Source organism: Burkholderia sp. RF2-non_BP3 (assembly GCF_001522185.1).
Classification (GTDB): domain Bacteria; phylum Pseudomonadota; class Gammaproteobacteria; order Burkholderiales; family Burkholderiaceae; genus Burkholderia; species Burkholderia diffusa.
Map to the genome: position 1 here is coordinate 75,212 of NZ_LOSU01000032.1, position 13,979 is coordinate 89,190.

The 13,979-nt window shown below is 69.5% G+C and carries 8 protein-coding genes; 5 read left to right on the forward strand and 3 right to left on the reverse strand.

The features are described 5' to 3' along the window. Positions 1–96: 96 nt before the first annotated feature. Positions 97–1,119, reverse strand: coding sequence for a heat-inducible transcriptional repressor HrcA (gene hrcA, locus WS45_RS15355; RefSeq protein ID WP_011544637.1), 1,023 nt, complete (start codon positions 1,117–1,119; stop codon positions 97–99). Positions 1,120–1,249: 130 nt separating this feature from the next. Between hrcA and WS45_RS15360 the strand changes: the two genes are divergently transcribed. Together WS45_RS15360 and recN are read left to right on the forward strand one after the other, a co-directional pair. After that, positions 1,250–2,152 carry an NAD kinase gene (locus WS45_RS15360; RefSeq protein ID WP_059535408.1) on the forward strand — a complete coding sequence of 301 codons (903 nt, stop codon included), beginning with the start codon at positions 1,250–1,252 and terminating at the stop codon, positions 2,150–2,152. Between the two features lie 19 nt (positions 2,153–2,171). Then, on the forward strand, positions 2,172–3,821 hold the full coding sequence (gene recN, locus WS45_RS15365) for a DNA repair protein RecN (protein ID WP_059535406.1): 1,650 nt from the start codon (positions 2,172–2,174) through the stop codon (positions 3,819–3,821). 128 nt (positions 3,822–3,949) lie between these two features. Here the strand turns inward: recN and glnE are convergent, their stop codons facing one another. Further along, positions 3,950–6,751, reverse strand: a complete 2,802-nt coding sequence (gene glnE / locus WS45_RS15370) for a bifunctional [glutamate--ammonia ligase]-adenylyl-L-tyrosine phosphorylase/[glutamate--ammonia-ligase] adenylyltransferase (RefSeq protein WP_059535403.1) — start codon at positions 6,749–6,751, stop codon at positions 3,950–3,952. A gap of 228 nt (positions 6,752–6,979) precedes the next feature. On the opposite strand from glnE, the gene WS45_RS15375 reads away from it, so the two are divergent. From WS45_RS15375 to tldD, 3 genes are all read left to right on the forward strand, one after another. Then, positions 6,980–11,179 carry a YhdP family protein gene (locus WS45_RS15375; RefSeq protein WP_059700677.1) on the forward strand — a complete coding sequence of 1,400 codons (4,200 nt, stop codon included), beginning with the start codon at positions 6,980–6,982 and terminating at the stop codon, positions 11,177–11,179. Positions 11,180–11,230: 51 nt separating this feature from the next. Next, on the forward strand, positions 11,231–12,058 hold the full coding sequence (locus WS45_RS15380) for a carbon-nitrogen hydrolase family protein (RefSeq protein ID WP_059700678.1): 828 nt from the start codon (positions 11,231–11,233) through the stop codon (positions 12,056–12,058). A gap of 93 nt (positions 12,059–12,151) precedes the next feature. Further along, positions 12,152–13,618 (forward strand): metalloprotease TldD, encoded by a 1,467-nt coding sequence (gene tldD, locus WS45_RS15385; RefSeq protein ID WP_059451318.1) that lies wholly within the window; start codon positions 12,152–12,154, stop codon positions 13,616–13,618. 110 nt (positions 13,619–13,728) lie between these two features. Here the strand turns inward: tldD and WS45_RS35030 are convergent, their stop codons facing one another. Further along, positions 13,729–13,974: a hypothetical protein gene (locus WS45_RS35030; RefSeq protein WP_175909131.1), complete on the reverse strand. Its 246-nt coding sequence runs from the start codon at positions 13,972–13,974 to the stop codon at positions 13,729–13,731. Positions 13,975–13,979: the final 5 nt, after the last annotated feature.

A 13,979-nucleotide genomic window follows, 5' to 3' on the forward strand; every position in this document is an offset into this window, starting at 1 on the left:
ATTATAGCGGGCCGCCTCGCTCGGGTCGGCTGGCCGTTCGGCCGACTGGCGGCGCACGCGGCGTCGCGGCACGATGGCGGAACGGTATCGGTCGGGTTATTGCTGGCTCAGCGTGAGCGACAGCAGCCGCGCCGTGATGTCGACGATCGGGATCACGCGGTTGTACGCCATGCGGGTCGGGCCGATCACGCCGAGCGTGCCGACGATCTGGCCGTTCACCTCGTAGGGCGCGGTCACGACGCTCATTTCCTCGATCGGCACCAGCGTCGATTCGCCGCCGATGAAGATCTGCACGCCCTGGGCGTGGCTCGACACGTCGAGCAATTGCAGGAGGCCCGTCTTTTGGTCAAACACGTCGAACAGCTTGCGCAGCCGCGCCATGTCGGACGACAGATCCGCCACTTCGAGCAGGTTGCGCTCGCCGGAAATAAGCACGGTGTCCTCGGTGTCGGGCACCTCGGTGCTGGCCGTCACGGCCGCATGCATCAGCGTGGTCATGTCGCCGCGCAGCTGGTCGATCTCGTCACGCAGGCGGCGGCGCACCTCGTCGAACGACAGCCCGGCGAAATGCGCATTGATGTAGTTGGACGCCTCGGTGAGCTGCGACGGCGAATAGTCGCGCGGCGTCGCGAGCATCCGGTTCTGCACGTCGCCCTCGGGCGTGACGATGATCAGCAGGATGCGCTTGTCCGACAGCCGCATGAACTCGATCTGCTTGAACACGTGGCTGCGGCGCGGCGTCAGCACGACACCCGCGAACTGCGAAAGGTTGGACAGCACGCTCGCCGCGGCGGCCACCACCCGCTGCTGCGGTTCGCCGGCCTGCAGCGTGTTCTGCACCTGGCGCGCGACCGCCTCGGCATCGATCGGCGCCTCGACCGTCAGCATCGTGTCGACGAACAGGCGATAGCCGCGCGGCGTCGGCACGCGGCCGGCCGACGTGTGTGGGCTCGACACGAGGCCGAGCTCCTCCAGGTCGGACATCACGTTGCGGATCGTTGCCGGGCTCAGCTCGAGCCCCGAGTAACGGGACAACGTGCGCGAGCCGACCGGCTGACCGTCGGCGATATACCGTTCGATCAGGGTTTTCAGGAGGGTTCGTGCGCGAGGATCTAGCATGGTGGAAAATTTTAGCGCAACCGCGCGAGCACGGCGAGTGGCCGCGGCCACTGTCGCGTGGGCTGACCGATCCGGCCCCGTCTTCACACAGCCGGTTCTTTTCGTCAACGAGCTATGGTGTAATGCCGGCATGAAAACCGGTAATCAGTTCAATACTGTCGCGCTCGTGGGCCGGAGCAACACGCCCGGCATCGCCGAGCCGCTCGCCACGCTGGCTGGCTGCATCGCGAAGCTCGGCTTCGAGGTCGTGTTCGAAGCCGAAACCGCGCGCGAGATCGGCATCTCCGGCTATCCGGCGCTCACTCCGGCTGAAATCGGCGCGCGCGCGGACGTGGCGGTCGTGCTCGGCGGCGACGGCACAATGCTCGGCATCGGCCGCCAGCTCGCGCCGTACAAGACACCGCTGATCGGGATCAACCACGGGCGGCTCGGCTTCATCACGGACATCGCGGCGGCCGACATGCAGGCGCGCGTCCCGGTGATCCTGTCGGGCAAGTTCGAGCGCGAGGAGCGCTCGCTGCTCGAGGCCCGGATCGTGCGCGACGGCGAACCGATCTACCACGCACTCGCGTTCAACGACGTCGTCGTGAACCGCAGCGGCTTTTCCGGGATGGTCGAATTGCGTGCGTCGGTCGACGGCCGGTACATGTACAACCAGCGTTCGGACGGCCTGATCGTCGCCACGCCGACCGGCTCGACCGCGTACGCGCTGTCGTCCGCCGGGCCGATCCTGCACCCGCAACTCCAGGGCATCGTGCTCGTGCCGATCGCGCCGCATGCGCTGTCGAACCGGCCGATCGTGCTGCCCGACGATTCGAAGATCGCAATCCAGATCGTCGGCGGCCGCGACGTCAACGTGAACTTCGACATGCAATCGTTTACCGCACTGGAGCTGAACGACACGATCGAGGTGCGCCGCTCGAAGCACACGGTGCCGTTCCTGCATCCGGTCGGCTACAGCTATTACGCGACGCTGCGCAAGAAGCTGCACTGGAACGAACACGCATCGAACGAAGACGACAAGGCGTCCTGACGCACCCGAGCCCGACACCATGCTTCGCCACCTCTCGATTCGCGACTTCGTCATCGTCGCCGCGCTCGATCTCGAATTCGACAGCGGCTTCACCGTCTTTTCCGGCGAAACCGGCGCCGGCAAATCGATCCTGATCGACGCCCTCGCCCTCGCGCTCGGCGAACGCGCCGACGCCAGCGTCGTGCGCGCCGGCTGCGGCCGCGCCGACATCACCGCCGAATTCACGCCGCACGACCGCGTCGCGCGCTGGCTCGACGAACACGCATTCGACGCCGAGGACACCGTGATGCTGCGCCGCGTGATCGACGCGAACGGCCGCTCGCGCGCATTCATCAACGGCACCAGTGCGACGCTCGCGCAGCTGCGCGAGCTCGGCGAGATGCTGGTCGACATCCACGGCCAGCACGCGCACCAGTTGCTGATGCGCCCCGATGCGCAGCGCGAGCTGTTCGATACGCACGCGGGGCTCGTCGCCGATGCCGCGAACGTCGCACGCGCGTGGCGCGTCTGGCGCGACGCGACGCAGGCGATCGACGCCGCGAAGGCGCACGAGCGCGAACTGCAGCTCGAACGCGAGAAGCTCGCATGGCAGCTCGCCGAGCTCGACAAGCTCGCACCGCAACCGGGCGAATGGGACGAAGTCGGCAGCGAGCACAAGCGCCTGTCGCATTCGGCGAACCTGATCGCCGGCGTGCAGGGTGCGCTCAACGCGCTGTCCGAGGCCGACGACGCGATGCTCCCGCAGCTCGGCGCGATCGTGTCGAAACTGCGCAGCCTGGCCGACTACGACTCGGGGCTCGGCGACGCGCTCGCATCGCTCGAACCGGCCGAGATCCAGCTGCAGGAAGCCGTCTATTCGCTGTCGCACTACGCGCAGCGCCTCGATCTCGACCCGGCCCGGCTCGCGCAGGTCGAGACGCGCCTCGACGCGCTGCACTCGACCGCCCGCAAGTTCCGGCTGCCGCCCGACACGCTGCACGAGGAACATGCGGCACGCCGCGCGCAGCTCGCCGCGCTCGACGCAGCCGCCGATCTCGGCGCGCTCGAAGCCGCGCAGGCCAAGGCATGGGAAGCCTATCTCACCGACGCGAAACACCTGTCGAAGGCGCGCGCGCAGGCCGCGAAGGCGCTCGGCACGGCCGTCACGGCGGGCATGCAGGAACTGTCGATGGCGGGCGGCAGCTTCGAAGTCGCGCTCGTGCCGCTCGCCGACGGCGGCCCGCACGGGCTCGAGCAGGTCGAATTCCGGGTCGCCGGACACCCCGGCGTGCCGCTGCGGCCGCTCGCGAAAGTCGCGTCGGGCGGCGAACTCGCACGGATCAGCCTTGCGCTCGCTGTGATCGCGAGCGCCGCCAGCCCGACGCCGACGCTGATTTTCGACGAAGTCGACACGGGCATCGGCGGCGGCGTCGCCGAGGTGGTCGGCCGCCTGCTGCATCAGCTCGGGCGTGACCGCCAGGTACTGTGCGTGACGCACCTGCCGCAGGTCGCCGCGCGCGGCGACCATCACTTCCAGGTCGCGAAGGGTGCCGACGACCGCGGCGGCACCGTCTCGTCGGTCGTCCCGCTCGACAAGGCGAGCCGGGTCGAGGAAGTCGCCCGCATGCTCGGTGGGCTCGAGATCACCGCGACGACGCGCAAGCACGCAAAGGAAATGCTGGCGGCCTGACGCGGGCACCCGGGTCGCGAATGAAACAAGACCGGCGCATGCGCCGGTCTTGTTTCATCGGCAGCAGCGGCCGCCCGATCGCGCCCGCCCTGCCCCGATAATCCGAACGCTCGATTCGAACGCTCGACTCAAACACCCGTTTCGACCGCGCCGAACACCCGCTCCCACAACGCCGTCACGGCCGCCCGCTCGTCGGCCACCAGCGCCGGATCGACCCGCGCCTTTTCCATCCCGTCGAGCCGCAGCTTGTGCTGCAGCTTCCGGTACTTGCGGTACGCGGCGCCGACACGTTCGGCTTCGTCCTCGCCCATCAGCCCGAACCGGGCCACCTCGCGCAGCAGTGCGATATTGCCGGTGTTGCGGATCAGCTCGGCATCGCTCGACGCATGCAGCAGCACCCAGTACTGAACGATGAATTCGATGTCGACCATCCCGCCGCGATCGTGCTTCAGGTCGAACAGGTCCGTCTGGTTCGGGTGGCCGGCGAACACCTTGCCGCGCATGTCGACGATCTCCTTCGCGAGCACCGCCCCGTCGCGCGGCGTCGTCAGCACCTGCTGGCGGATCGCCTCGAAGTCCGCGCCGATCTGCGTGTCGCCCGCGCTGTAGCGGGCACGCGTCAGCGCCTGGTGCTCCCACACCCACGCGGTGTTCGCGGCGTCGCCCTCGCGCAGTTGGTAGCGGCGGAACGCGTCGAGATCGGTCACGAGCAGTCCGGCCTCGCCGTTCGGCCGCAGCCGCAGGTCGATGTCGAACAGCGCGCCCGCGCCGGTCGCGGTCGTGAGCCACGTGATCAGCCGTCGCGTGAACGTCGTGTAGACGTCCGCCGAGCGCTCGTCGGGGTCGTCGTACAGAAAGATCAGGTCGAGATCCGACGCGTAGCCGAGCTCCTTGCCGCCGAGCTTGCCGTACGCGATCACCGCGAACTTCGGCACGTCGCGGTGGCGCTTCGCGAGCTGCGACCAGACCACCTCGATCGTCACGTCGAGCACCGCGTCGGCGAGCTCCGACAGACGATCGCTCACGTGCTCGACCGACAGCTGGCCCGCCAGATCGATCAGCAGGATGCGGAACACCTCCGCGTGCTGCGCATGCCGCAGCAGGTCCATCTGCTGCTCGGGGCCGTCGGCGGCCGCCAGGCGCGCACGCAATGCGTCCTTGAACGCCGGCCAGTCGAACGGGCTCGCGATCGCTTCGTCGTCGAGCAGTTCGTCGAGCAGTTGTGGATGGCGGATCAGGTAGCCGCCGCCCCAGCGCGTCGCGCCGAGCACCGACAGTACGCGATCGAGCGCGGCCGGATACTCGGTCAGCAGCGCGAGATAGACGCCGCGCCGGCTGACCGTCTCGAGCAGGTCGAACAGCCGCACGATGGTGTCGTCGCGGCGCGCGGCGTCGATCCGCGGCGCGGCCTCGAGCGCGCGTTGCGCAACGCTGTCGAAGCGTTGCCGGCTCTTTTCCGGCAGGCCCGCATAGCGCGACGACTGCCAGATCGCGCGCAGCCGCGCGAGCACGGTCGCCGGATCGCTGAAGCCGAGGCCGTCGAGGCGCGCGCGCAGCGCGTCGTCTTCGCCGTCGTCGGCGAGCGCCCCGCTCCAGATCCACGATGCGGTGGTGTCCTCGCCCGCCGCGCAGGGGCCGCCGTTCGCCTTGTCGGCAAAGATCTGGTCGAACTGCGCCTCGACGAAGGTGCGGTAGCCGTCGAGCACCGTCATCAGCGCCGCGTAGTCGGCAAAGCCGAGCGACGCGGCCAGCGCCGCGCGCTCGTTCGGATCGACCGGCATCGCGTGCGTCTGCGCGTCGTCGCGGTACTGCAGCCGATGCTCGAGCGTGCGCAGGAAGTTGTAGGCGTCGGTCAGGCGCTCGCGCACGTCCTCGCCGATCAGCCCACGCGCCTGCGCATGGCGCAGCACCGCGAGCGTCGGCCGCACGCGGAATTCCGCATCCTGGCCGCCGCGGATCAGCTGGAACACCTGCGCGCTGAATTCGATCTCGCGGATCCCGCCGCGCCCGAGCTTGATGTCGTCGGCCTTGTCGGGCCGCATCGACGCGCGGCGCGCGGCTTCCTGGCGAATCTGCTGGTGCAGCGAACGGATCGCGCCGATCACGCCGAAGTCGAGATAGCGGCGGTACACGAACGGCTTGACGATCGATTCGAGCTGCGACTCGAGCCGCCGCGCCGCGTCGCTGTCGCCTTCCGACACGAGCCGCCCCTTGATCCACGCGTAGCGCTCCCATTCGCGCCCCTGCACGTAGAAATATTCCTCGAGCATCCCGAGGCTGCACACGAGCGGCCCCGAATCGCCGTTCGGGCGCAGCCGCATGTCGACGCGAAACACGTAGCCGTCGGCCGTGACTTCGGACAGCACGCCGATCAGGCGCCGGCCGAGCCGCGTGAAGTATTCCTGGGTGGACAGCGGCGAGCGCGTGCCGCCGGCCGTCTCGCCGTCGTCCTCGTAGACGAAGATCAGGTCGATGTCGGACGACACGTTCAGCTCGCGGCCGCCGAGCTTGCCCATCCCGACCACGCCCAGCACGACGCGCTGGCCGTCGGCGCCGCGCGGCTCGCCGTACATCGCCTCGAGTTCGGCCGACAGCAGGGCGAGCGAGCGCTGCACGGCCACCTCGGCGAGATCGGTCATCGCGGACGTCACCTCGGCGACATTCGCGACGCCGCGCAGGTCGCGCTCCGCGACCGCGCCGAACACCTCGACACGCAACTGCCGCAGCGCGCGCTTCAGTTGCTCGTCGCCCGGCGCGGCCGCGCCGGCCGGCGATGCGAGCAGTTCGGTCAGGCGCGCGTCGAGCTGCGCGCGGGCGAGCGGCGCGGCGGCCCACGCGGCGATCTGGTCGGACAGCGCGGGACGCGCGGCCACCGCGCGGGCGATATATCGGGAGTAGGACGGGCTGATCAGGGCGGAAGCGTCGGTCATCGAAAAGCGGGCCTGGCGGTAAGGCCCGCCGCCGCGGGAGAACGCTTGCGCGCCCCGCCGCCGACAGGCCCCGTGGACTCGGCGCGGTGTCGCGACGCGGATGCGCCGCCGCGAAAACCGCGCGCCGGAAAGCCCGTGCCGCGCCGCCGCAACGGCCGCCGGCACGAACCCCTGTGATACATTTCAACGTCAGTCTGCAAAACTACCATATCGCCGCCCTTCCGCCGCATGTCCGACCGTCAGGAATCCGCCTTAGCTGAGCCCGAAGCGGGACCTCCGAAGCACGATCATCCAGTCCTGCGTCGCGTGTTCAGGGTGACGCTGGCGGTCGGGATCGGCACGTACTTCGTCGCGGCCGGCGCGTTCCTCGGGCTGCGCTACGTGGTGCTGCCGCGCATCGACGAATTTCGCCCGCGCATCGAGCGCGCGGTGTCCGACAAGCTTCACGCGCAGCTTTCGATCGGCAAACTGTCCCCCCACTGGTCCGGCATGCAGCCGGGCGTCGAAGTCGCCAACCTCACCATTCGCGGCCGTGACGGCCAGATCGCGCTGTCGGTCCCGCACGCGACGGCCGCGTTGTCGTGGATGTCGCTGCTGCGGCTGTCGCCCGCGCTGTCGAGCCTGATCGTCGACCATCCGGACCTCGTCGTCGCGCGCGCGGCCGACGGCTCGCTGAGCATCGCGGGCGTCGGCGTCGCGACCACCCATGGCGGCAACGACACGTTCAGCACGTGGCTGCTGAAGCAGGAAGCGATCGTGCTGCGCAACGGCACGCTGCGCTGGCGCGACGCGCAGCACGACGCACCGGAGCTCGCGCTGTCCGGCATCCGCCTCGCGGTGCTCAACCACGGCCGCGAGCACAAGGCCGCGCTGCAGGCGCCCGCGAACGGCACCCTGCTGCTCGGTCCGCTCGATTTCCGCGCGCGCTTCCGGCACAAGCCGCTCGCGCCGATCGGCAAGCCGACGAACTGGACTGGCGACGCGTATCTGTCGACCGGCCCCGTCGACCTGCAGACGCTCGGCCGCTATCTCGACATCCCGCTCACGATGCACGCGGGCCGGATCGACAATGCAATCTGGGCGACTTTCGAGAACGGCCACCTGCGCTCCGCCGGCGGCGACCTGCAGGGCGCCGACGTCGTGCTGCGCGTGCGGCCGACCCAGCCGCGCCTCGACGTGCCGACGGTCGGCTTCGGCTGGGACATGGCGCTCGACACCGGCCGCGACTACACGCTGCACCTGACGCGCTTCAACGCGGAGCTCGGCCAGCCGCCGCTGCCGGACGGCACGCCGCTCGCCCGCTCGCTCGCGCTGTCGACGCTGACCGCCCGCTACCGCGTGCCGGCCGCCGACCAGGGGCAGCTCCTGAGCGTCGTCGGCGACCGCGTCGATCTCGGCATCCTCAGCGAGTTCATCCGCGGGCTGCCGCTGCCGGCGCGGCTGCGCAACGAACTGATCAAGCTCGACCCGCGCGGGATGGTGTCGAATTATCACATCGAGGTCGAACGCGCGAAGCCGGCGCGGGCCGAGCTCGCCGACGAAGAGCGTCGCACCGGCGCCGCGCCGATCGTCCGCTACCGCTTCCTCGGCGACCTGCAGGGCATCAGCTTCGCCGCGCAGGAGCCGCCTCCCGGCCTCTCGCCGCGCGGCCATCCGCGCGCCGGCTGGCCGGGCGTCGAGAACCTGTGGGGCCGCGTCGACGCGAACGAGACGGGCGGCGCCGCGCACTTCGATACCGTCAACGCGGCGGTCACGGTGCCGGGCGAATTCGACGAGCCGCGCCTCACCTTCGACCGGCTGCGCGGCAACGCGAAATGGGTGATCACGCCGGCGCCGGGCGAGAAGCACGCGCGCGTCGACGTGACGCTGCCCGACCTGTTCGTCGCGAACCCGGATGCGGAAATCGCGGTGTCGGGCTCGTACACGAACCCCGGCCACGGCCGCGGCTCGCTCGACCTGCGCGCGGATTTCGCGCGCGCGTCGGTGGCGCGCATTCCGCGCTACCTGCCGACCGGGATGTCCGAGCACCTGCGCGACTATCTCGGCCATGCGCTGCAGGACGGCCAGGTGACCAAGGGCGCGTCGATCGTCGCCCGCGGCCCGCTCGAGAAATTCCCGTTCGAACACGAGCCGGATGCCGGCGTGTTCCATATCGTCGCGCCGTTCACCGGCGGGCGCTTCGAGCCGACGCCGTACCCGCCGCGCAAGCTCGCGAACGGCACGCCGAGCGTCTGGCCCGCACTCGACGGAATCGACGGCGTGTTCGAGCTCGCGCAGAACAAGCTGCATTTCGACATCGCGCGCGCGCGCTACAAACGCGTCGCGCTGACGAAGGTTGCCGGCCGGATCGACGATCTCGGCAACCCGTCGAAGTCGCCGCTCATCATCGACGGCCATGCGCAAGGCCCGCTCGCGGACCTGATCGACTACGCGGACAACAGCTCGCTCGGCGCGATGAGCGGGCACATCGGCCGGCGGATCGATGCGCAGGGGCCCGCGGCGCTCGCGCTCAAGATCACGATTCCGCAACACGTTCCGCATCCGCATACCCATGTCGAAGGCGCACTCGCGTTCGGCGGCAACACGGTGTCGGCCGACGGCGTGCCGCCGCTGTCCGCGCTGCGCGGCAGCGTGCGTTTTTCCGAGACTGGCGCGTCGCTGCAGGGCCTGTCGGGGCGCTTCCTCGGCGGCCCGGTGCGTGCGAACGGCAACTTCCAGTCGCACGGCCCGTACGCGGTGGACGTCGACGGCAAGCTCGCGCTCGACGCCGCGCGCGGCCTGAACCTGCGCGGCACGGCCGCGGCGCTGCTCGAGCACGTGGTCGGCGACGCACCGTACCAGCTCGCCGTGCGCGGTGCGCCGGGCCGCCTGCCGGAGGTCACCGCGCGTTCCGACCTGACGGGCGTCGCGCTCAACTTTCCGGCGCCGTTCGCGAAACCGGCCGGCACGCCGATGCCGTTCCGCTTCACGCTGCAGCCGGCCGCCCAGGCGGGCGGCAAGCGCCTCGAGCATGCCGACCTGACGCTCGGCCCCGTGGCCGCGACCTACCTGCTCGACGCGACGCCTGGCCAGCCGCTGCGCGCGGTGCGCGGCGCGATGGGCATCCACCGGATGCCCGACCTGCCGCAGGACGGCGTGAGCGCCGCCGTCGACGTCGACGAACTCGATGCCGACGCCTGGCTCGCGCTGGCCCGCACGCTGCAGCACGACGCGCCGCGCGCGCCGGAACCGCAAACCGCGCCGCGCATCGACGTCGCGAGCTTCACGCCGAAGCGCTTCGCGCTCCACTTCGGCACGCTGAAGCTGCTCAAGCGCAACTGGGAAAACGTGATCATCGGCGCGTCGCACATCGACGAGCTGTGGCAGGCGAACATCGCGTCGAACCAGGTCTCCGGCTACCTGTCGTGGGCGCCGGGCGGCGGCCACAACGGCGCGGGCGTGCTGAATGCGCGGCTCGCGAAGCTCGTGATTCCGCAGAGCGCGCAGCACGACCTCGTCGGCCGCGCGATGAACCTGCCGACGCCGACCGACCGGCCGATGCCGTCGGTCGACCTGATCGTCGACCAGGTCGTTGCACGCGATCACGACATCGGCCGGCTCGTCGTCAATGCGCGCAACATCGAGGAAGACGGCGCGCCGGTGTGGCAGCTCGACAAGCTCGAGCTGGCGAACCCGGCCGCGAAGCTGACGGCGACCGGCAACTGGCGCACGTCGCGCCGCGCGCTGGCCCGCGGCGTCGACGAGAACGATGCGCCGCGCCGCAGCGTGTTCGACTTCAAGCTCGACGTCGGCAACGCGGGCGCGCTGCTCGACCTCGTCGGCCTGCCGCGCACGCTGGCGGACGGCCACGGCACGGTGACCGGCAAGGTCGGCTGGCGCGGCGGCCCGACCGCGGTCGATCTGCCGTCGCTCGGCGGCCAGATCGCGCTCGACCTGGAGCACGGCCAGATCCTGAAGGTCGATCCGGGCGCCGCGAAACTGCTCGGCGTGCTGAGCCTGCAGAGTCTCGCGCGCTTCCTGACGCTGAATTTCCGCGACGTGATCGGCAAGGGACTGCCGTTCGACAAGATCACGGGCACCAGCCGGATCTCGAACGGGATCGCACGCACCGACGACTTCTCGATGACGACTGCGCCGGCCAACGTGACCGTGCGCGGCGCGGTCGACCTCGGCACCGAGACGCAGGACCTGCACGCGCACGTCGCGCCGAAGATCGGCGCCGGCACGGCCGCGATCGCGGCCGCGATCATCAATCCGCTGCTCGGCGTCGGCGTGCTGGCGGCGAACTACGCGCTGTCGGAGACGCTGTCGCACGCGTTCGCGCTCGATTACGCGATCACCGGCTCGTGGGCGCATCCGCACATCGAGCGGGTGCGGGGCGATCAGGGTAAGATGAATCACGGTCCGGCCGATGCGGCGAGCCACTGACGCGCGCAAGGTGCCGGGCCGCACCCCATTTATGATGCAACCGATCCAGCGATGACCGATCACACCCGTTCCGCCACGCCCTTTCGGGTCGCCGCGCTGCAGATGGTGAGCACGCCGGACGTCGCACGCAATCTCGCCGAAGCCGGCCGCCTGATCGCGGAAGCGGCCGGCGACGACGCGGAGCTCGTGCTGCTGCCCGAGTATTTCTGCTTCATGGGCCATCGCGACACCGACAAGCTCGCGCTCGCCGAACCCTACCGCGACGGTCCGATTCAGCGCTTCCTTTCGGAGGCGGCGCACCGTCACGGCGTCTGGGTGATCGGCGGCACGCTGCCGCTGAAGGCGCCCGAACCCGATCGCGTGCTGAACACGACGCTCGTGTTCGACCCGAGCGGCCACGAAGCGGCCCGCTACGACAAGATCCATCTGTTCAACTTCGAGAAAGGCGACGAATCGTTCGACGAGGCGCGCACGATCCGCGCGGGCGACACGGTCGTCGCGTTCGACGCGCCGTTCGGGCGGGTCGGCCTGTCGGTCTGTTACGATCTGCGCTTTCCGGAGCTGTATCGCAGGATGGGCGACTGCGCGCTGATCGTCGTGCCGTCGGCGTTTACGTATACGACGGGCCGCGCGCACTGGGAAATGCTGCTGCGCGCGCGGGCCGTCGAGAACCAGTGTTACGTGCTCGCGGCCGCGCAAGGCGGCAAGCACGAGAACGGCCGGCGCACCTGGGGCCACAGCATGCTGATCGACCCGTGGGGCGAAATCGTCGCGGTCCGCGACGAAGGCGCGAGCGTCGTGACCGGCGCGCTCGATCCGCAGCGCATCGCCGACGTGCGCCAGAGCCTGCCCGCGTGGCGGCATCGCGTGCTGGCCTGAACATCCGATCCGCCCTGGCGCTTGAAACGCCGCCCGGCCAACCCATCTGCCCAGCACGCACCCGACAACTTTTTGAGAACCCTCGATACCCGCATGAACATCATCGAACCCGGCATCCGCAATCTTGCGCTGGCGAAGGACATCCTCCTCACGCCGTACGGCCTCGACGAGAGCCTGCTCACGCGCACGATCGCCGACATCTTCACGCATCGCGTCGACTACGCGGACCTGTACTTCCAGGCGACCCGCAGCGAAGCGTGGAGCCTCGAGGAAGGCATCGTGAAGTCGGGCAGCTTCAGCATCGACCAGGGCGTCGGCGTGCGCGCGGTCGCGGGCGACCGCACCGCGTTCGCCTACTCGGACGACCTGTCGCCGGAAGCCATCGCCCAGGCGGCCGCGGCCACCAAGGCGATCGCGGCGGCCGGCGGCGGCCGCCAGAAGATCAAGGCGGCGACGTCGCTGAAGGGCATCTCGGGCCGCGACCTGTACCTGCCGTCCGATCCGCTCGCGTCGCTCGACGCGACGGCCAAGGTCAAGCTGCTCGAGCGCATCGAGCAGATGGCGCGCGGTCGCGACCCGCGCGTCACGCAGGTGATGGCGGGGCTCGCCGGCGAATACGACGTCGTGCTGGTCGCGCGCAGCGACGGCGCGCTCGCCGCCGACATCCGCCCGCTCGTGCGCGTGTCGGTCACGGTGATCGCCGAACAGAACGGCCGCCGCGAAATCGGCTCCGGCGGCGGCGGTGGCCGCTTCGACTACGGCTACTTCACCGACGAAGTGCTGTCGCGCTACGTCGACGACGCCGTGCACGCGGCGCTCGTGAACCTCGACGCGCGCCCCGCCCCGGCCGGCGCGATGACGGTCGTGCTCGGGCCGGGCTGGCCGGGCGTGCTGCTGCACGAGGCGATCGGCCACGGCCTCGAGGGCGACTTCAATCGCAAGGGTTCGTCGGCGTTCGCCGGCCGGATCGGCGAGCAGGTCGCCGCGAAGGGCGTGACGGTGGTCGACGACGGCACGCTGCCGAATCGCCGCGGCTCGCTGAACATCGACGACGAAGGCAACCCGACGCAGTGCACGACGCTGATCGAGGACGGCATCCTGAAGGGCTACATCCAGGACACGCTGAACGCGCGCCTGATGAAGATGCCCGTCACCGGCAACGCGCGGCGCGAGTCGTATGCGGCGCTGCCGATGCCGCGCATGACCAACACGTACATGCTGAACGGCGACAAGGATCCGCAGGAAATCATCGCGTCGGTCAAGAACGGCCTGTACGCGGTGAACTTCGGCGGCGGCCAGGTCGACATCACGAACGGCAAGTTCGTGTTTTCGGCGTCCGAGGCGTACATGATCGAGAACGGCAAGATCACCTACCCGGTGAAGGGCGCGACGCTGATCGGCAGCGGCCCGGAATCGCTGAAGTACGTGAGCATGATCGGCAACGACATGTCGCTCGACTCGGGCGTCGGCGTGTGCGGCAAGGAAGGCCAGAGCGTGCCGGTCGGCGTCGGCCAGCCGACCCTGCGGATCGACAAGATGACGGTCGGCGGTACGGCATAACCGCATCGCGGCGCAGACAATCCGCGCATTTTGACGAAAGCGCGCGGATTGTCCGCATTTTCGAGCGTCCCCGGTTGCCAGCGGCCCGGCGACCGGGTATAAATTCCGAATCAACTTTTTTGACGAACCGAATCTCCGTCATGTCCGCCAAGTTTTATTTTTACTTTTTTTGGCATCTCAGACCGCTGGCGGATCGAGAGGGTTGATGGCGCGTAAAGCGCAACCGAAATTCCCGAAAAAACCGCCGGCGAACCCGGCGGTTTTTTTTCGCCCTTCGCCACCCGGTCGCCGCCGCAGCGCATCCCGCGGCCCCGACCGAAATCACTGAATCGCTTGAATTGATGAATCTGCCGCACGCGCA